This is a genomic window from Paenibacillus zanthoxyli JH29 (assembly GCF_000520715.1).
Lineage (GTDB): Bacteria > Bacillota > Bacilli > Paenibacillales > Paenibacillaceae > Paenibacillus_AQ > Paenibacillus_AQ zanthoxyli.
In genome coordinates this window covers 1-19,744 of the sequence record NZ_ASSD01000610.1, presented here as the reverse complement: position 1 = coordinate 19,744, position 19,744 = coordinate 1, and the positions used below count along the sequence as shown (strand labels likewise).

The window sequence follows — 19,744 nt, the reverse complement described above, 5'->3', positions numbered from 1 at the left end:
GAGCCGCTGTGCTTTTATGCCTCAGTCGATTAAATTACTTCTTTCTTGAATCCAGGTAACAGGCAATGCCGTCAAGTATACGCTCCAAACCGAATTCGAAGTCGTTGCCCACAGTGTTCTCCTCTTCATTCTCGCCGGTATAAGCGCCGGACATGATCACCGGATGCAAATCCGGGAACTTGTCCTCTCGGATCAGACCTTTAAGTGCCTCGGTGTAATCCAGTCCATTGAATTCATCGGGCCGGGCGCCCGCCTGTATGGCCCGGTCCATATCACGCTGGATAAGCCCGCTGGAGCGGGCATAGCTGCTGAGCAGCAGAACGATGGACATCTTTTCATAATCATTCAGCGGAAAATCCCGCATCGGCCGCAGGGCCCAATCGACTACCCGAAGATTATTCGGCATCAAGGGAAGCCCGCTGACCGGTAGGTCCCCGAACCAAGGATGGTCGCGGAATACTTGAATCGTGGCCCTTACATATTCCCGCATGCTATCGCGCCAGTCACCCGTTTTGTTCTCGGGAGGAATGGGAATGCCGCAGACCGCATCCTGCATGAGCAGCAGAAGATCCCTTTTACTAGGAATATAACGGTACAGAGACATTGCGGTAAATCCGAGCTCGGAGGCCACCCGATTCATGGAAACACCTGACAGTCCCTCTTTATCCGCAATGGATATCGCGGTTTCGACAATGAGAGCAATGCTCAGCTCCCGCTTGGGTCCGCGTTTGGGCGGTTCCACCAGTCCCCAGCTCAGCGCCGCTCCAACGGGCAGGCTGCCCGCTCGTTCATTGATTTTATCAGTCATGCTTCATAAGCCTCCTACGATCATAAACAGTTTACTATATAAACAGTATATCACAAAAAAGTGCGTCTATTAAACGGCCCGGCATTACCCGGCTGCTCCTATTATCCAAAAAATCAGTCTTCCCTACGGTCCTTCAGCTCTGTCTGCGCCTCCACAGCCGGTAACCTTTCCTCACCATTTCCAGGACAGGACGGGGCACCGGAAACAGCCAAAGGGAAGCTATCGGCCTGTACAAGCGGGTATAAGCTTTCTTAAAGTCGTCCCACATCGTGCAGTCTTCCTGCTTCAGAAAATCCGAGACGTCCACAATCAGGCCGCGTCCATCCTGGGTCATTACATTTTTGGCGTGAACATCGTGGGGATGAAGCCCCCGTGAAGTCGCATATTTCAAGGCCTCATCAATATCGCGGATGGCCTGATCGGTGATGGGAATGCCCCGCTTCATGCAGTCGTAGAACGTAACTCCCCGAAGCCGCTTTAGCACCAGAAAATCAGGGCCGGCATGATACAGCTCCGCATAGGCGGGATGAGTGCCAAGACGCCGGTAAACCTCTACTTCTTCCGCGAGGCCGGGTCTTCCGGGCGCATAAATCTTCACCGCATATTTATCGTAATCGGGATGACAGAGCACTGCCGCATAATTTCCCGATCCCAGCAGCACCCATGGCTCAGGGACATTCCGAACCTCGATCGGGTCCTCCGGATGAACGCTCTCCAAGACCAAATGCTTCAGCAGCTCCTCCGTGATCATTTTCAGCAGCTTCTCCATACTTCCTCCCTGCGGCTCCTTAGGCAGCTTTCATTCCGGTAATTACTCTGACAAGTATTGTATTTATGACTTCAGTTTAAGGCATTTCGTGAAAAAACACATCCTAATGCGGCTAAATTATGCCTTAGCGGAGTTCTGCCGCTTTAAAAAAAGAAACAGGCCGCCCAAGGTTATATCCTTGAACGGCCTGCTTATGGACGGTTCCACATGGAATCCGGCGGCTAGTATACTCGCGTTATGCCAATACGCCAAGCCAGTATCCGATAATGCCTACTGCAAATAAAGCAAAGATAAGCGCAATGGCGTTCACTTTCTTTTTCAGCAGCTTCATGCACAGGAAGGTCAGAAGAAGAGGAAGCAGTCCCGGCATCAGCTGGTCCAGAATCATTTGAACCGTAGTGATGACTTCTTTACCGTCCGCGCCCGTATATTTGGAAACAACCAGCGGCACGTTGAGACTGGTCCACTTGGAAACCAGCGCCCCCATGACGAAGAGTCCGAGTATGGAAGCCGATTCGGTAAGCTTGCGCAGCCGGTTGCCCGACATGTCGGACACGATCTCCGTTCCTTTTTCATAGCCGTACTTCAAGCCGTACCACTTGGTCGCCAGCCGGCATACGTTAAAGAGAATGAAGAACAGCAGCGGCCCGACGATGCTGCCGGTCAAAGCAATGGATGCGCCGAGCGCCGCCAGAACCGGCCGCAGGGTTCCCCAGTAAATCGGGTCGCCCACACCGGCAAGCGGACCCATCAAGCCGACTTTCACCCCGCTGATCGTAGCGTCGTCAATGGGCTGGCCGTTGGCCTTCTGCTCTTCCATCGCGGCCGTTACCCCCATAATCGGGGCCGAGATAAACGGCTGAGTATTGAAGAACTCCAGATGTCTCTTCAAGGCTTCCTTTTGATCCTCTTTCTTGCTGTACAGCCGTTTGATTGCCGGAATCAGCGAGACGCAGAAGCCGATGGACTGCATCCGTTCAAAGTTGAACGATCCAAGCAGAAACCAAGAGCGAACGAACATGCTGTTTAGATCTTTTTTGGTTAATTTCTTCTCTTCCATTGCATAATCCCCTCTTTCCTCAGAAGCTTGCTAGAGCTCATCAATTTCTTCTACCGCCGCGTTCTGGGCGCTATATTTCGGATTCAATTGGATGTACAGAATGGCCAGAACCGCGCCGACAATACCGAAGCCAACCAGGTTGATGCCCGTAAAGGCGGCAACGACGAAGCCAAGGAAGAAGAACGGCATCAGGTATTTGGCGGACATCATGTTAATAACCATGGCGTAACCGACGACGACGATGAATCCGCCCGCAATCTGCAAGCCTCTCGTCACGACTTCCGGGATTGAATTCAGCAGGCTCGTCACCAGTCCCGTTTCAGCTGCAACCGCTACCAGAACAGCAGGCAGTGCGACGCGCAGACCCTGAAGCAGCAGCGCTATAAAGTGACACAGCTCAATTCCCTTGAAATTCGAGGACTCCGCATACTTATCCGCCAAATGCTGAAAGAATACGGTGATCGTCCGGACAAAAATCGTAAGTACCTGACCGGCGGCCGCAATCGGGATGGCAACGGCAATCCCGGCGCCTATCGATTGATGCCCTACGATAACAAGGATGGTCGATACCACACTTGCGAGCGCGGCGTCGGGAGCCATTGAAGCGCCGACGTTCATCCAGCCCAGAGCCATCAGCTCCAAAGTCCCGCCAAGAATGATCCCTGTCTTAACATCGCCCAGAACCAGGCCGATCAGCGTACATGCAATCAGAGGCCGGTGGGTCTGTCCTTCGTCGAGTACGCTGCCCATGCCGCATATGGCCGCAACCAGCGCTACCATTACGATTTCAAAAGTACTCATGTCATAACCCCTCTCTTATTTCCTTTGGCTATAAATCCTGAATCTTGGATATCAGATTCACCTTTGGATCGCTGGCGACTTTTCTGATCTCCAATTCGATTCCCTTTTCATGAAGCTTGCGGAAAGCATCGACGTCTTGCTTGTCGACGGATACCGCTCCCGTAATCTGTGTCTTGCCTTCCTTGTAGCACATTCCGCCGACATTCACCGATTTGAACGGTACCCCGCCTTCCACTACACGAAGCACATCTGTCGGATTCGTAAAAAGAAATAAGGTCTTGAAATCCGCATATTTCGGATTGTTATAGGCCTCGATCGCTTTGTCGATGGTCACAACGTAGGCTTTTATTCCCGGGGGAGACACTTGAAGGAGCAGTGTCTTCCGCAATGTATCCGCTGCCACTTCATCGCTGACCGCGATAATCTTGTTGCATTTTGTTTCCTTCACCCATACGGTCGCCACCTGGCCGTGAATCAAACGGTCATCGATACGAACAAATGAAATTTCCATTTACAATTCCTCCTCTGTTTGGCTGTTTTTTATGCTGCGGAACGATTTCATTGAATCCTGCCCGGCGCGGATCGCCAGATCGGCCAAATCTCCTAATTGTTCCGTCGATCTGTTCACCATAACGTCAACGATCATGGGCAGATTAACTCCGGATACAATGTCCATGTTCTCATAGCCTGCGGCAATCCGGCTGGCTGCGTTGTAGGGACTGCCTCCGAACAGATCAACAAGAAAAATAACACCGTCGCTCCAATCAATTGTATCCAGCGCCGCCTTGAACTTATCAACAAGCCCGTTAGCGCTTTCACCAGGTTCAAACGTCACACCGGCTACATTCTCCAGCTCGCCGAAGACCATAGATGTCGACCTCAACAGTTCCTCGGAAAATTTTCCATGAGTTCCTACAATAACTCCTATCATTTGTCTCACCCCCTAAATTCCTTACGCCTATATTAGATATGCAAGACCCGTGCCAAACTTCTGTATGAAGAGAAAATCTTTAGGCAAAACATAAAAATCCCCGGCATGGCCAGGGATTTCAGTCTGAAAAAAAACGTAAACTCATTTAGGACATGCGTTCTTCATACACAAATGTAAACGCTTCATACACTTCGTCGTTATAGAAGGGCTGTTTTATATACATCGCTCAGCATTTCGCAAATATAATATTTTTCATCGTCCGAAAGAGACAGGTTAATACCGGAAGAAAATATCTCGCATGCCTGATTCACCGCATTCATAATATGAGGATCGAGCAGCTCCGACTCGCCCCGGTACACCAGCCCGTCGCGAATGACCATCCGCTCCAGCGCGTGAGCCGTATGGATCGCAATCTGGACCTTCATCGCATATTCGAAATCCGTATTTAGTCCGCGTTCAAGCTCCTGAACGAAGCTCATCAGGGAGCCCAGTATTTTGTGGGGATTCAGATAGGTCAGGAATTCCTTTAGGCTGTCTTCGCACAGATCCTTGATAACGACACTCTGGCTCTCCTGTACTACGGGCAGCTCATGGTTCAGCAGCAGCTCTCTCAGCAGCTCCTCGCCGCTTGCGTCGATCAGCTGCTCAAGGGGAATGAACGGAACATTGCGGTCGCCCGGCCGCTTTACTCCAATCACGGCCAGAACACTCTGTTTGGCCTGCTGCTCTTTGACCACTTTATCCAATTCCCTGATCTTTGCCGGGATAACCGTTATTTTTCTCTGCGTAAGGTCGTAAACAATCTTCTCGACAAATTCCTTAACCTTGATCGCGGCGCCTTTGCCGGATGAACAGACCGTAATGATGACCTTATTGTCCAAAATCGCGCCTTCCGCTGCTTCCAGATTGTTGTAGCCTCTGAAATCTTTAAGCGAACGGTAAATCTCCTCAAGCTCCATATCAAGAAGATTGGCCTTCCGGACGGCCTCAAGTGCAAGCGGCGTGGACACCATATCAATGGTCTTCACCTTGATCCCGAGCCGTTCCACAATCGTCCTTTCGAAATTGAGCAGGGAGCCCATGTCAACCAGCAGCAGCACGCCTCTGCCGTTGTCAATACTCTGTACCTTGTCGACAATAATCTCCAGAATCTCTCTTGGGCTGACATCGAGCGGCATGTCCACCGCGCAAATGTTGGAGCTTCCGAGCAGGCTGTCGACAACGCCGGCAATACTGGTTGCCGTACTGTTACCGTGCGCTGCTATAATAATTCCCACATTGCCCTTCCGCTCTTCCTCCACCGATTTGAGCAGAATCGCTACATACGTAATTTCAGCCTCCGGCACGCTTATCCCGAAGCCGGATTCAATCATGTCCTTGATGGTCAGCGCCATTTTGTATTCTTCATCATCCTGGTCAATGGGATCATAGACGGGCTTGCCTCCGTACTTCTTCTCCCGGATCCGCTTGAGGAAAGCGCTCAGATGCAGACTGAAGGCATAGACGAACCGGTCGCTGTACCTGCGGTTCAGCTCCTGCTCAACCAGCATTTTGACCTGATCGGCAAATTCGAGAATTTCCTTGTCGACAATTTTGAGAATCCGTTCCCTGCTGCCTTTCTGATTATAAAAACGGTTATAAAAGCTTTTAATATGGATGTTAACGTCTGTAGTGATAAATTTATTAATGTAGCTGTCGTCGAGGCCCTCATCCTTCAGCAGGCTAATTTTGTCTTCAATCAGCTTGTAGAGGTTAAACGGCGGCTCAAGCACATCTTCTTCCGTGGCATGGCTTCCTTCAGGAGTAATGTACAGCTGGGAGGAGATGGACCCCAGTTCTTCGCTTTCCCTGCGGCTTTTGCCAATGTTAAACAGCCCCTCCCTGATGTTGCTCGGCAGCACTTTGAAATCCAATCCGATTTCGTCCTTATTTTCGCGTATGCTGTCCAGAAAGCCCTTGGCGCAGACGAGCTGGATATTCGATTTGAGCTGCCCGATGTTGCCATAGGTCACGCTTCCGATCAGCGCTTTGGCAACTTCCTGATCAACCCGGATCGGCTTGTTGACGCGAAGGGCCTCGCTCTCCAGCAGATGCTTCAGGATTTGCAGTTGCTCCGAGGGCATCCGTTCCTGAAAAGGAGGGATGTTGATGGTAATCGGGATGCGTCTGATAAAGGTCTTCAGCATGGACGATCCCGGATCTTCCGTCGTTGCTGCGACAAGCAGCACATTCGCGCTCCGTTTGCGCTCCGATTCACCCAATTTATTGTACGTATGGGTATCCATGAAATAGAAAATCATTTCCTGGCCTTCCGGCGGCAAACGGTGAATCTCATCCAGAAACAGGATTCCGCCGTCGGCTTTTTCCACAAGCCCCTGCTTCTCCTGATCCGCTCCGGTAAAAGCTCCTTTTACATGACCGAAAATATGTGACAGCAGCAGCTGGGGATTATTATAATAATCGGCGCAGTTGAATACGATAAATGGCGCCTGCCCGGTAAACCGCTTCATGTGCTTGCCGTAGTTGTACATCAGTTTGGCAAACATCGTCTTCCCAACGCCCGTCTGGCCAACAATGAGCGTATGCAGTCCCCTTGGCGGGTACAGAATAGCCGCTTTGCCCTGCTCCACCTGATTGCGCATGCTGCCTTTGAAACCGATCAGAGAATAAAAAGGGTCCTCCCGCTCCCCGGTCTGCAGTATTTCCCCAAGGCTGTTCACTTCAATTTGCTTCTCTTTCAGGTGAACGCGAAACATCTCCTCAATGGTCTGCTTATGGAGAAATTTGACCGGTCTTCCCTTGATTTTAATAATCCGGTCGGCGCGGAAGAGCTCATTCAATTCCTTACTGACATTGTTTCTGAGCATGTTCTGGTTCGCCGCAATTTCCGCAGCCGTAATTCCTTCGCATTGAAGCAAAGCCTCCTCCGGAAATCCCTTCGTTTTTTCGGCAATATACTCCAAAATCTTATCTATTCTTCTCACCTTTGCACCTCCGGACTACGTTCCTAACTAAAGCGCTTCCGTTCGTTTCAAGTATATAGGAGCCAAGGAGTAATCTCTATTACAAATCTTTTTTGCAGACCACAAAAGTTTTCAGGAGAACTGTGATAAATGTACTGTGCTCACGGTTCTAAATTCACAAAAATGGAGATATAAAGTTATGGATAGCCGGCAGGAGAAGGCTGAGCTTCCTCTAAACTGTTGCGGTTTCTTTTCCAGAAGGGGTTGAAGGCACTTACATGATACAATTCGGACTCAAACAAGAGCAGGCGCTAAAACTGGCCATGACACCTGAACTTCGGCAGGCTATTCAAATGCTGCAGTACTCGTCGGCCGAGCTGCTATCCTATCTGCGCGAGCAGGCCAACGATAATCCGGTGATCGATCTGCAAGAAACCGATTTAACCGCAGGTATCGGCGCCGAACCGTCGGCAGCTCGGAAAGATTATGACGGCAGCCGCAGCGGAGATGGATACGCGCATTCCTCAAGCACACAGACTTTCGATCTGCTGGCTGTGATGGCCAATCCGGCCGATACGCTCTATGAGCATTTGAAAAAGCAGCTGGGGCTAATTCGCAGACTCACCGAAAGTGAATACAGAACGGCGTTGTATCTGATCGGCAATCTGGATGAAAAAGGCTACTTGGAGCTGGACATGAAATCGGATGTCCGCTTATCAGGAGCTTCCGCAGATGAGGCGGAAAAGATGCTGGCGCTGATTCAGCGCTTCGATCCGGCGGGAATTGCGGCCCGCAGTCTGGAGGAGTGTCTCCTTCTCCAGCTTCGGAGAGACGGAACCGGGGATGGCCCTGTCGTCCGGGTGGTGGAGCGGCATCTGGAAGACCTGGCGGCTAACCGGCTGCAAAAGATCGCGGATTCGCTCGGAACGGGCATTCTGGAGGTGCAGGAGATAGCCGATTCCATCCGCAGACTGAATCCGCGTCCGGGCGCGCCGTTTGCCGGCCAGGAGCGACAGACAGTTATTGCCGATATTACCGTGGAAAAAACCGGCGGAGAGTACACGGTATCCGTCAATGAGAGCGGCGCGCCGCGCGTCTCCATCAATGCATACTATAACCGGCTGCTGAGAGAACAGCGGAACCGGGACGAAGCCTGTCAGTATATTAACGACCGGATGGCTGCGGCTTCCTGGCTGATCAAAAGCCTGGAGCAGCGCCGCATAACACTGCTGCGCGTGTCGCGGGCCATCGTGGAAATGCAGCGGGATTTCTTCGAGCATGGCATTCAAGGACTGAAGCCGCTGTCTCAGAAAGAGATTGCGGAGCAAACGGGCCTCCATGAATCCACAATCAGCCGGGCCGTCGGCAATAAATACATGCAGACCCCCCGGGGATTGTTCGAGCTGAAATACTTTTTCACCTCCTCCCTCGCATCGGCGGACGGGGACGCCGCATCCTCGGAAAGTGTGAAACTGCGTATTAAGGCAATGATCGACGGAGAGGACAAAAGGAAGCCGCTGTCCGACCAGGCGATTACGGAGCTGCTGACGCAGGAAGGGCTTGAGCTGTCCCGCCGGACCGTGGCCAAGTACCGGGAGGAAATGCGCATCCTGTCATCCGCCAAGCGCAAGCGTTTTTAGCTCTTTTTTCAATATCATAAAAAACCCTGCCAGAGCTGAGCTTTACTTGGAATACAGCCCTGGTCAGGGTTCTTTTTGCGTTTCCATCCATTTTTAGCTGCCCGGCGCCGAAAGTTTTCCATATTGTAATATTTAGTTTAAATTTGCGCGGTTTCCAGTTCCAACCCGGTTTTTCCGCAGCCATCCGCCTGATTTTCTGTTCCTTCCTCTCTTTTTTACCCGTTAATTCACTTCATCCCTCTGTTACATGTAATCTTATCTGACACTAATGTTCTTAAATAAATCCTGATTTTTCCGTCAACATGATATATATCAATTATTTTGTCAGTATTTGTTGTTATAGTAATAGAAAAATTTTTAAGCATGTGGAGGGAATACCAATGTACAATGTTCAAGAAATCGCGCCCGCGATCTACTGGGTGGGTGGCACCGACAAAAGACTGGAACGTTTCGAGAATATGTTCCCGCTGCCTCAGGGAGTCGCCTATAATTCCTATTTAATCATGGACGAAAAGACCGCACTTATGGACACGGTCGATTCCGCGATCAGCGCACAATTTCTGGAGAATATCGAGCATGTGCTGGATGGCCGGACGCTGGATTATCTGGTTGTAGGACATATGGAGCCCGACCATTGCGCCAATATCGAGGAGCTGCTGCGCCGTTATCCGGAAATGAAAATCGTCGGCAACAAAAAGACGTTCCAGTTCATGGAGCAGTTCTACACCTTCAGCAAGCCGGATAATTACCTTATCGTCAAGGAAGGCGAAGAGCTGCCGCTCGGAGAGCATACGCTGCGCTTTATGATGGCTCCATTCGTCCATTGGCCTGAGGTTATGTTCACCTATGAAGTGTCGAAGAAAATCTTGTTCTCCGCCGACGCCTTCGGCTGCTTCGGTTCGCTTTCGGGGAATATCTTCTCCGACCAGACGGATTTTGACCGAGTGTACCTGGAGGAGTCCCGCCGCTATTACTCCAACATTGTAGGCAAATACGGGCCTCAAGTGCAGACGGTGCTGAAAAAATTAGCCAAGCAGGAAATCGAAATGATCTGTCCGCTGCATGGTCCGGTGTGGCGCGAGAACCTATCGTACATTCTGGACAGATATCAGAAGTGGAGCACCTACAAGCCGGAGAAGACCGGCGTGGTGCTGGTCTATGCGTCCATGTACGGCAATACGGAGAACGCCATGAATCTGATCGCATCCAAGCTTTCGGCCAAAGGGGTTCAGGATATCCGCATGTACGATGTGTCCAAGACCCATCCTTCCTACATCATCTCGGACGCCTGGAAATTCAGCCATCTGGTCTTCGGCTCGCCTACCTATAATCTGGGTCTGTATCACGGCATGCAAGCTCTGCTGCATGAAATGGCGTCCCTGAACCTGCAGAACCGCAAAGTTTCCCTTGTGGGCAACTATACATGGGCCAACGCCGCCGTAAGGGAAATGACCGAAATCTTAGAGAGCATGAAAAAAATCGAGTTCGTCGGCGAGCCTTTTGAAATCAACTCCGCCTTAAAGCCGGAGCAGCTGCCGGAACTGGACCTGCTGGTGGACGCCATCTATGACTCCCTGAATGCCGATACGGAAGAAGCGGTCGCGGCAGGCGCGGGAACAGCCGGAAACTAACAGAAAGCAAGCTATCAGCTTATCTATCCCATCATAAGGAAGCTGCCTATAAAGTCAGTACAAGGACTTGAGGCAGCTTTTTTGTGCATAAATATGAAAGGCTTTTCTATCTTATGGGACTTAAAATAAACCGCAATCTATGGCCTCATCCGCTACCGGAGTCGACTACTGCTCGAAATGGGACCGCATGCCCTTGTTCCTGATTTTTCCACCGCGTAAAATAATATGGATTTTAAATAAATACATAATTTGGGGGGTAAAAGAAAATGAAATTAATGAAACCGTATTCCCGGCTTCTGCTCTGCGGACTGATGGCGGGTCTGCTGGCAAGCTGCGCGGAGAAGGAACAAGTCTTACAGAACACGGAGAGCCATCCGCCTACGCAAGCGGCCCAGGCCGCTAAGGTTCACTGGTCGTATGAGGGAGAGACATCCCCTGAACATTGGGGCGAGCTTGAAGAAGATTTCGGGACCTGTAAGGTGGGAAAGGAACAATCGCCCATCGATATTGAGGGTGCCGATGTGAAGAAGGATACCAACCTCTCGCCGGTGGAAGTCGATTATTCGCCTTCGGAAGTGTCTCTCGTCAACAACGGCCATACGATACAGGTAAATGTGTCGGGGGAGAACAACCACATTGTTCTGGAGGGAAAGACCTATACGCTGAAGCAGTTCCACTTTCATTTGCCAAGCGAGCATGAAGTGGGCGGCAAGCATGACGAGATGGAACTTCACTTCGTTCATAAGACTGCGGATGGGGATACTGCGGTGCTCGGGGTCCTGATTAACGGCGGTGCGGAGAACGCGGAACTGAACAAGCTGTGGTCCCGGCTTCCCCAGAAAGAGAGTGAAGAGGCAGTAGCGATTGACGGAAAGTTCGATCTTAAGGCTCTCCTGCCGGGAGATCTTCACTCTTACCGCTATCACGGATCGCTAACGACGCCGCCATGCACCGAAGGGGTGCAGTGGATCGTGCTTCAACAGCCGGTGGAATGGTCCGAGACGCAAATTGGCGCTTTCCGGAGCATTTTCCCGCATGATAACCGTCCGGTACAGCCGCTTGACGGCCGGACTCTGGAGACGGAAGGGTAAATTCCTGTCCGTAACTGCTAAAGGCTGCCCGCAAGTCATGAAGATGACCTGGTGCAGCCCTTTTGTGGTGCGCGTAATCTGTCATTAGGCCGGTGCGTTTCGGCAGCCCGCTGGATTATTTCCGCTTCGGCTTATTGTACCCCTTGTCCCCGAAGGGCTGCAACTTCTCAATCCACAGCTCAAGCAGCGCATCCACTTCTTCCTGATACTCTTTTAGTTCCGAAATATCATTCAGGTTTTCCTCACGCGGCTTAATTTGATCCAATTCTTCAAATACGAAGCTGTCGCCGCCGTGTTCCTTCCAGTCCTGTTTCAATTCATTGATCGAGTTCATGTTCGTCTGCTGAAAAAAAGCGAAACGGTTTCTGGCCCCGGGCAGATCCATGCTGCCGAGCACCAAGATTTTACCGTTCTTCACATTTCGAATCTGGTAAACGCCCATCGGCCGAAATGACTGCGCGTATGCCGAGGCAAGCTCTTTCTTCTTTTGCTTATCCAGAGACATTGTATTTCCTCCCTTGTTCTTGAATCGGGTGTTTTAATGGGTAATTCCGATTTCAGCTTTGACTTTCTCCTTCTTTAGTAGGGGAGCAAGCAGCAGTGCGCCGATGATTAAGAGGCCGCCGCTCGCGGCATATACTGTAAAGAGAGAGAGCGTATCTTTTACATATCCGGATAACATCATGCCGATGAGCATCATCCCCATAAAGATTGGGGTTATGGCTCCGCCGACACGCCCAAGAAGCGACGATTCCGTGTTCTTCAAGATCAGCGTCTGGATGCCGACCTGTATGCAGGGGTAAACGAAACCACCGATGATTTGCAGTCCGAGAGTGGCCGGGATGAATGTAGACGAGCCGACACCGAAATTGCAGGCCGCGCTGACAAGCAGTCCGACCGTGAGCAGAATTTGCGGTTTCACTTTTTTGGCTATCCCCATAATGACGGCCCCGCCTACAAGCATCGCCGCACCATTGGCCATTAGGAGCCACTGCAAAAAGGATTTGTCCTGCCCCAATTTTTCGATTGCAACGAAAATTAACATCGGCTGTATCATTCCCGCCGCCAGCCCGGTAACCGCAAAGGTAAAACCAAGCGTTCGCAGAACACGGTTCCTCCACAAGTAACGAATGCCCTCAGCCACATCCTCTAAAAAGCTGCCGGTTTCTGCGGATTTCATTTCTTTTGCGTCACGCGGGAGCAGAGAGAGAATCAAGGCCGACCCGAAAAAGCAGACCATTGTTATCAGCAGGGATGCTCCGATCCCTAAGCGCGCATAGATAAAAGTGCCGATAATCGGACCCGCTATCATAAAGATGGCAATCAGTGATTGGGACATGGCCATAACCTTCTGTAAAAGCTCATCCGGCACATGCTTCTTGTACAGTTTCATCGCGGAAGGCTGAGAGAACTGGGACAGGCTGGCGGACACCAGCATGCCGAGCAGCAGCGCCGCCCATTGCCCGCGTAAAGTGGCTGCCAGTACAACGGCTACGGATATGGCAGATAACAAGTCGCTCCAAACCATGGTCCGTTTGGGCTGCCACCGGTCTGCAAAGGTTCCGCCAATAATGGCGAACAGAAAGATCGGACCGTACTCCATGACCGAAATAAGCGACACATAAAAAGGGTCATTCCCGGTCATCTCGGTTACAAACAGAAGCACGGCAAAATTCCTTATCCAAATACCAAGCTGTAAAGTTACCTGCGATAAAACAAGCGTACGCACATAACGATTGCTAAACACTTCAATACCCCATTTCCTTCAAAATCCGGGACAGCGTACTTAGACGCTCGCCAATCAGTTCGCTGTCATCGCTGAGCGCCTGGCTGAACAGCTTGATGTCTTCATTGATTCTGTCGTTATCCGTGCATACGGATACGGTCATCGCATCCCCTTGCAGACCTACGCGGTCAATCACCGGATTCTCGGGATCATACAGATTCTGATACTGGTAAGCCTCCCGGAAATGGACCATGCTTCTGGTCACCAGAATGGCAAGGTCAAGCACCCGGTGGAGCGGCAGCTCCTCCGATTGTCTGGACCACTTCTCTCCCGTATGCCGCCACACCTTGGCGGAAATATCCACCTTCCCCCGGTCGTTCCACTGAGCCAATCCGAGCGACAATCCCTTCGTGTCCGATTGATTCGCATATCTGCCATCCACATTTTCGTAATTCTCGGATACGATAACCGGTTTATGCTTTAGCGTTGTTGGAATTTTCATTTCTTTGTTCACCTGTCCTTTAATGGTTTTCACATTTACTAATTTACTAAATTACTAATTTAGTAACAAGGGTTATGATAGCCCAACCTGTATCCGAAGTCAACAAAAAACGCCTGGGTTTCCGCATCCCAAGCGTTAAATTCAAGTCTTTTTAAACCTTACTATCAGCTTTTCTCTTAATTCGGATTACCGCACTTTTCGGGATTCTCGCATCATGATAAACAACAAACGCTTCGTTAAAATGCCGCAAATAGTCCGATTCATGGGATTTCGGAGACAGGATAATCATTTTTCGGGACAGTTCCTGCTCGTACAGGGTGAATACTTTGGATTTTCTGCCTTCATCCAGGGCGCTGTCGAACTCGTCCAGCACGATGTACCCCGGCTCTGCCTGAATCGTCTTCAGCAGCGCGAGCGCGAATAGAAGCGAGCTGAGCGATTCCTCGCCGCCCGACACACCCTTGCCGACCCGTCCGCCCCGGCCCTTCATGCCGACTTCCTCCAGCGGGCCGCGGTGACCCTGCTTTCTGGCCTTGATGTTCAGGTAATACTTGATATTCCCCTGCTTCATCTCCTGCATGTCCCAGCTCACTTCGCCGTCGAACGAGAACTGGTCCATATAGTGAACAAACCGGCTGCCCACCCGCTTGATTTCATAATTGGTCGTGCTGACCAGCTTCTCCTCCAGCTCGGCCAGGCTTTCCTCAAGCTGGCGAAGCAGCATGCGTGCGTCCTGCACCTCCTGCTCGCCCCGTTCAAACTCCGCCTTTACCTTCTCGTAATTTTCGAGTGCGTTCTCGTCGACGGTTTCGCCCAGCGCCAGATTAAGCTGAACCAGAGCATCTTCCTTATGCGACTTGGCCTGCGCCTGATTCCAGTCCGGCACGGCGGGAAAATCCGGGGACTCCTCAAGAAGCCCGGCGTATACCACTCGCAGGCGATCGGTCCAATCACTGAAGAACTGCCGCTCCGCAGCGCGGTTCTCCTGAATGACTTCCAGGCGGTCCAGCAGCTCCCGCTTCTCACGGTCCAGCGCCTCCAGCGCTTTTTTCGACTCTTCAATGTACTGGTGCTTCTCCCTGATCCGCCTCTTCGTCGATTCCAACGAACGGTCCAGCCGGTCGCTTTCCGCAAGCAGATCCTGAAGCTCTCTCTCCAGTCCTTGCAGCCGTTCTCCGGAGGCTTCCAGCTGCTTGCCAAGCTGCCCGAACCGCTCGATCTTCGAGCTTTCCTGATCGGCGCGGTCGTAGATTTGCCGGTAGCCTTCCAGAGCCTCAAGCCGGAACGCAAGCTCGGCCGACGCCAGATTCAATCTCTGCCGCTCTTCGGCAGAACGGTTCCGGATGTCCATCCATTTCCTCTGCTCGGCGGTCTTCCGGTCCAGCTCGCGCCCGCGCAAATCCCGCTCGGCGACGGCGCCCACAACCGTCTCCGCCTCTTTAATAAGCTGCAGCACCGAACGGATAAGATTCAGCCGCTCCTCGCATACCGCCAGATCGCGGCGGACGGCTTCATGCTGAAGCTCCAGCTTCTCCAACTCTTCGCCGGCGCGCTTCACCCGCAGCTTAATGCCGCGCGGGTTAAGAATCCACCGCTTGTCCTCCTGCGGGCCTCTCCGGCCAAGGGAATCGACAAGCTGGCCATTCTTCAGCCGGGGCCTGGAAGAATCAGAGCCGGATACCAGCTCCCCGACCCACCACAACGCTTTCTGGGCCGCGGCGTAGGTCAGGTCGTCGAGATCCTTTTTCACCCGAAGTCCGAGTAGAGCCAGCTCGTCCGCCGTTCGTTCCGGTACCACGGAAGGCAGCTCCACATGGTAGACATCCGTCGGAGCCGCAAAACCCCTTGCATCCACGAACAGCGTATATTTAACAGCTTCGAGCTGATCCTCCCGCTCCAGCGGAATATGCTCATCCATCTCCAGCAGATCGCGAAGAGCATAAACCGTCACACCTTTGCCGCGCAGACGGCGGATAGACGCTTCCTGCCTCAAGCTGTACATCCCCGTTCCCTTGGTCAACGCCTCCAGCTCGTCCTCAAGCGACCGGATGCTCAGCTCCAGCTCGCGCCCGCTGTCACGCAGGGAAGAACGCTTGCTTTCCAGACTTTCCGCTTCCCGTTCGAGAGCGGCGCTTCCCCCGTATTGGGCCAGCATTTTCTTGGCATCGCCGAGCCTCCGGAAGTCTTCCTCCAGGGCATACTCCAGCTTGCCGATTTCAGCCGCTAGCCAATCCAGATGCGTCTGCGCCTCCTTGTATGCCTCCTCCGTTTCCCGGCCTTTGGCTTCGGTCTCCCGCATCTTTGCCCGGTCCTGCGCAAGCCGTTCTTCCACCTCGGCTCTGGAGTAGGGAATCGCCCGCATCTGTTTATCCAGCTCCCGGAGAATATCTTCAAGCTGACGGTACTCGTCATTCAATTGCCCGCGCAGGGCCCGCTCTTTCGACGCTTCGCCTTCCACTTCCTCAAGCTGCCGGTTTAGCTCTTCCATTCGCCGTGTTCTTTCTTCCAGCTCCTTAAGGTAAGCTTGATGCTCTTCCTCCAGCTTCACCTGGCGATCCAGTTCGTCAGTATGGCGCTCTTCAAGCTCATCCGTCTGCTCCTTCAGAAGTTCCTGCTCCCTGCCGTACAGCCGCTCAAGGGCGGCTGAAGCGGTTAGCACGTTCTTCAGACCGAGCCTGCGCCGTTCGTTCCGGCTGATCAGCCGGTCCCGCTCCTGCTGCCAGTTGCCCAGGTTAAGCCTATGCGAATGTTGGTTGCTTTCCGCCGTTTGGAGCGCCGACTGCGCGTCTTTGCGTTCCTCCTTCACCTTTTCCCAGTTGTGCTGCATCCGCTCTATACCGGTCATCTCGCTGAAAATACGGAAACGCTCCTCCGGCCGCATCACAGCGAACTGGTTCACATCCTGCTGATACCAGATCAGGTAAAAGGCATCCGGGTTCACTTTGTATTTATGCTGGAGCTGATACCGGTACTCATGAAGATGGTTCGTGCTGTCTCCCGGCGTATAGCGGGTCTCTTTATTCCATTCCCACGGCTCATTGCCCTCGCAAATAAAGTATTCCTTCCGCAAGGGATCGCCGGGTTTCTGCTCCAGATTCAGCCGGAAGCCGATGTACGCGGCCGCGTCGACGGGACTTGTTCCGATGTTGGCAAAAACAAGCTGAATCGTCGCCCGCCACACACGGTCCGGCGGCAGATTGCGGGAACGCAGTCCCTCCAAATCTACTTTGGCGGAAGCCAGCACCGCGCCCAGGCAGAACGTAATCGTTGATTTGCCCGAGCCGTTCGGTCCGCCGATCAACACATGGTCTTCCGGACCGCCCCACTCCAGCCTCGTATCCGGGAAATCGCGGATGCCGCTAAATTCCAGCGCCCAGGGGTTCAATATCCCTCACCTGCCTCCAGATTGTAGCGTTTAAAAAACTTCAGCACATCGTCCATATTCAATTGCTGGGAATGACTGAATTCCGCGAACCGCTTCAGATAGGAATCCGAGAACAGCCGCGCCCCGATCGCGGTCAGGGCATAGGCTTCCTCACCTGATGGATTCTCGTAGCGGGACACGGCACCCAGCTTGATGAGCGTATCGAGATTCGCCAGGATTTTCCGCCTTACATCCAGCGATTCATGCCCGAACGCCTCCAGTAATTGAGTAAACAGGGTGTAATCATTCTGCAGCACTTCCTGATGGTAAAATATAAACATCAGCAGAGCCAGACTCTCGGAGGACAACAGCTCTCTCGCCTGTCTGGCGGGCACATGAATCAGCACAACCGCCCGGTCTCTGCGCTCATCATAGATAAGCCTATAGTAGCGGGCTACCGATTGATTCACCCTTTTCACAAAAGAAGCGAATCCCTGCTCATCCCCCGGCTCCAGCTTCAGAATCTTCATCACCTCGCGCCGGGACAGGCCGAAGCTGCCGCTGCGGACTGCGGCCGACGACGAGAACATAATCTGCACAAACGCATATTCCTCATCGGGACTGAGCACCGCGGACAGCCGCTCCATCGCCCCCAGCGGCAGATTGCTGTGCAAGCTCTCCGGTTCTTCTAACGACATGCTGATCTCCTCCTTCGTTCACAAGATGCCATTCGGTCTGTGCGTCTCCTGCCCGCATCTTCGGGGCGGGGTCTTCTCCCCGTTCAATCACCGCCCGCTGCCCGCCCACCAGAGCGGAGACGGCCAGCAGCGCGTTCAAGGCGTCGCTCCAGCGCTCCGAGCCCGCCTCCAGCACAAGCTGCTCCAGACCAACGCAATCCCGCTTCAGCAGAATCCGCTCTGCCTCGTCCGTCCGAATGCGAGCCTTGGTCAACTGCCATTCGATCTGCGCCAAATGAGTACCGAGCTCCTCTTCTGTCCATTCTTCCGCTACTGCATATTCCGGCTCCAGACGCTCCCGGATCGGCCCTGTGGAAGGCACATAGTTTTCCAGGTACCTTACGGTATCCGCCAATTGAAGATTGGACACGGGAGAAGCGAACTGAACGGGCACCCACATGCCGTCAAGACGCTCTCCGGGAGAGCGGTCCTGTTCCAGAAAGCTCAAAATCTCATGAGCGTTCGGCAGTTCGGAATCGGCGGTTTTGTAGAAGGAACGGATAATAAACTGGCGGATGGCTTGCGGAGAAATCTCGGACCGGATCTCGGTTTGCTGCAAGTGGGCGAAGCCCAGAAACTTATTCAGTGTTCCCAAAGACACCTGCGTTCCTTCAAACATGATTTCCGTGCCTTTTTTGAGCAAGGGCGCAAAGGAGGCCCCTTCTTCAAAGGTGGTGAATTTATCCAGCCGCTCATTCATCCGCGCGTTTAGCTCCTGCATCAGATCCACAATAATCCGGATTTGCGGCAGGGCGTTCCGGTCGGCGAGCAGCTCAAGCTGCCGCTCTTTCAGCTTGTCCACGGCATCCGTAACATTGCGGATCATGCTGGCCAGCCGGTTCCCCCCCGAAATCCCCTTGTCGTCGTAGGCCTCGCTGAGATCCGCATCCCTTCTCGCCTGAAACAGCGAGCGGGCTACGTCATCCTGCATATAGTAAGCCAGCGAATCATTCGCCAGACGAATCAGCATATCCATCATCCGTTTGCCGACATCCATCATCGTAAGTCTCCGCTTGCTGCGGATGATCCAGTTATATTTTTGCAGCACATTCAAGAGACGCTCCATCGGGATTCCAGGCTCGTATCCATAGCGGTTCCTGAACCGGTAAAAGAGCGCGTCCGCATCCTCCAGCGGCTCGTCCAGCCCAAGCGCCTCCTGCTGGATGAGGTTCAGCATTTTTAAAATCTCCAGCACTTTCAGCGGTTCTTCGAAGTATTCCCGCAGTTCCGTCAGCACCCCCGCAAGCTTGACGAGATCGCGCAGCGATTCCTTGCGAAGATGTTCAGGTACCCCGCCGCCAAAGATAGAAATCAAAGATCCATCCATGTGTTCCAAATGTCCGTATCCCCCATTTCCGCTTCCTGCTCATCCGCTTCATTCCGGTCCAGTCCGGCAAGCGCCGCTGCCTCATAAGCCTCCCATGTACGGAATAGACATGAGTGCGGATCGTTGCCCTTAGGGTCCCAGTCAGCCGGCAAAATCCATTTCACCACCGCCGGAGATACCGGATGCAGCAAGGCATGCACGGTTCTTGCGATGTCCAGCCCGGACTTGTCCCCGTCGCACCATACAATGACCTGCCCAATCGACTTCGAGCCGGTTAATACATCCTTGATCAGCTTGCGGTGTCCGCTTCTAAGCTGTCCGTCCAGCCCGATAATCAAACTGCCCGAGTTCAGCAGAAAGTCCGGTTCAGCGCTCATCCGTGTAAGCACGGCCC

At 52.7% G+C, this 19,744-nt stretch carries 16 protein-coding genes and 1 pseudogene; 3 read left to right on the top strand and 14 right to left on the bottom strand.

Going from position 1 to position 19,744, the window contains the following annotated elements; genetic code table 11:
• Positions 1 to 34 precede the first annotated feature (34 nt).
• The 7 genes from L691_RS0123650 to L691_RS0123620 all read right to left on the bottom strand — a co-directional run bounded on the left by L691_RS0123650 (position 35) and on the right by L691_RS0123620 (position 7,353).
• Positions 35 to 808: a TetR/AcrR family transcriptional regulator gene (locus L691_RS0123650; RefSeq protein ID WP_025692751.1), complete on the bottom strand. Its 774-nt coding sequence runs from the start codon at positions 806 to 808 to the stop codon at positions 35 to 37.
• A 133-nt stretch (positions 809 to 941) separates the two neighbouring features.
• A complete protein-coding gene (locus L691_RS0123645; protein WP_025692750.1) occupies positions 942 to 1,577 on the bottom strand; it encodes a serine/threonine-protein kinase in 636 nt (211 codons plus the stop codon).
• A 235-nt stretch (positions 1,578 to 1,812) separates the two neighbouring features.
• Positions 1,813 to 2,637: a PTS mannose transporter subunit IID gene (gene manZ, locus L691_RS0123640; RefSeq protein WP_025692749.1), complete on the bottom strand. Its 825-nt coding sequence runs from the start codon at positions 2,635 to 2,637 to the stop codon at positions 1,813 to 1,815.
• 30 nt (positions 2,638 to 2,667) lie between these two features.
• The gene (locus L691_RS0123635; RefSeq protein WP_025692748.1) at positions 2,668 to 3,438 is read right to left on the bottom strand and encodes a PTS mannose/fructose/sorbose transporter subunit IIC; all 771 of its coding nucleotides are present in this window, start codon (positions 3,436 to 3,438) and stop codon (positions 2,668 to 2,670) included.
• Positions 3,439 to 3,466: 28 nt separating this feature from the next.
• Positions 3,467 to 3,949, bottom strand: a complete 483-nt coding sequence (locus tag L691_RS0123630) for a mannose/fructose/sorbose PTS transporter subunit IIB (protein WP_025692747.1) — start codon at positions 3,947 to 3,949, stop codon at positions 3,467 to 3,469.
• Positions 3,950 to 4,369, bottom strand: coding sequence for a PTS sugar transporter subunit IIA (locus L691_RS0123625; RefSeq protein WP_025692746.1), 420 nt, complete (start codon positions 4,367 to 4,369; stop codon positions 3,950 to 3,952). It lies immediately after the preceding gene.
• Positions 4,370 to 4,566: 197 nt separating this feature from the next.
• Positions 4,567 to 7,353: a sigma-54-dependent transcriptional regulator gene (locus L691_RS0123620; protein ID WP_025692745.1), complete on the bottom strand. Its 2,787-nt coding sequence runs from the start codon at positions 7,351 to 7,353 to the stop codon at positions 4,567 to 4,569.
• A gap of 257 nt (positions 7,354 to 7,610) precedes the next feature.
• On the opposite strand from L691_RS0123620, the gene rpoN reads away from it, so the two are divergent.
• The 3 genes from rpoN (at position 7,611) to L691_RS0123605 (ending at position 11,694) form a co-directional block, all read left to right on the top strand.
• Positions 7,611 to 8,972 carry an RNA polymerase factor sigma-54 gene (gene rpoN, locus L691_RS0123615; protein ID WP_025692744.1) on the top strand — a complete coding sequence of 454 codons (1,362 nt, stop codon included), beginning with the start codon at positions 7,611 to 7,613 and terminating at the stop codon, positions 8,970 to 8,972.
• Between the two features lie 380 nt (positions 8,973 to 9,352).
• Positions 9,353 to 10,603 (top strand): FprA family A-type flavoprotein, encoded by a 1,251-nt coding sequence (locus tag L691_RS0123610; RefSeq protein WP_025692743.1) that lies wholly within the window; start codon positions 9,353 to 9,355, stop codon positions 10,601 to 10,603.
• A gap of 266 nt (positions 10,604 to 10,869) precedes the next feature.
• Positions 10,870 to 11,694 carry a carbonic anhydrase gene (locus tag L691_RS0123605; protein ID WP_051459444.1) on the top strand — a complete coding sequence of 275 codons (825 nt, stop codon included), beginning with the start codon at positions 10,870 to 10,872 and terminating at the stop codon, positions 11,692 to 11,694.
• Positions 11,695 to 11,809: 115 nt separating this feature from the next.
• On the opposite strand, the gene L691_RS0123600 is transcribed toward L691_RS0123605, so the two are convergent.
• From L691_RS0123600 to L691_RS33135, 7 genes and pseudogenes are all read right to left on the bottom strand, one after another.
• Positions 11,810 to 12,199 (bottom strand): GIY-YIG nuclease family protein, encoded by a 390-nt coding sequence (locus L691_RS0123600; RefSeq protein ID WP_025692741.1) that lies wholly within the window; start codon positions 12,197 to 12,199, stop codon positions 11,810 to 11,812.
• Between the two features lie 33 nt (positions 12,200 to 12,232).
• On the bottom strand, positions 12,233 to 13,441 hold the full coding sequence (locus L691_RS0123595) for an MFS transporter (protein ID WP_025692740.1): 1,209 nt from the start codon (positions 13,439 to 13,441) through the stop codon (positions 12,233 to 12,235).
• A gap of 1 nt (position 13,442) precedes the next feature.
• On the bottom strand, positions 13,443 to 13,922 hold the full coding sequence (locus L691_RS0123590; protein WP_025692739.1) for a DUF6530 family protein: 480 nt from the start codon (positions 13,920 to 13,922) through the stop codon (positions 13,443 to 13,445).
• Positions 13,923 to 14,073: 151 nt separating this feature from the next.
• Positions 14,074 to 17,307 (bottom strand): coiled-coil domain-containing protein, encoded by a 3,234-nt coding sequence (locus L691_RS0123585; RefSeq protein ID WP_025692738.1) that lies wholly within the window; start codon positions 17,305 to 17,307, stop codon positions 14,074 to 14,076.
• Complete coding sequence (locus tag L691_RS0123580; protein ID WP_036737954.1) at positions 17,304 to 17,984, bottom strand: hypothetical protein; 681 nt, start codon at positions 17,982 to 17,984, stop codon at positions 17,304 to 17,306. The genes L691_RS0123585 and L691_RS0123580 overlap by 4 nt, the downstream gene beginning before the upstream one ends.
• Positions 17,899 to 19,350 carry a hypothetical protein gene (locus tag L691_RS0123575; RefSeq protein WP_232229261.1) on the bottom strand — a complete coding sequence of 484 codons (1,452 nt, stop codon included), beginning with the start codon at positions 19,348 to 19,350 and terminating at the stop codon, positions 17,899 to 17,901. The genes L691_RS0123580 and L691_RS0123575 overlap by 86 nt, the downstream gene beginning before the upstream one ends.
• Positions 19,335 to 19,744, bottom strand: a pseudogene (locus L691_RS33135) (Toprim sub domain-containing protein); the annotation flags it as partial. The pseudogene L691_RS33135 and the gene L691_RS0123575, both read right to left, overlap by 16 nt.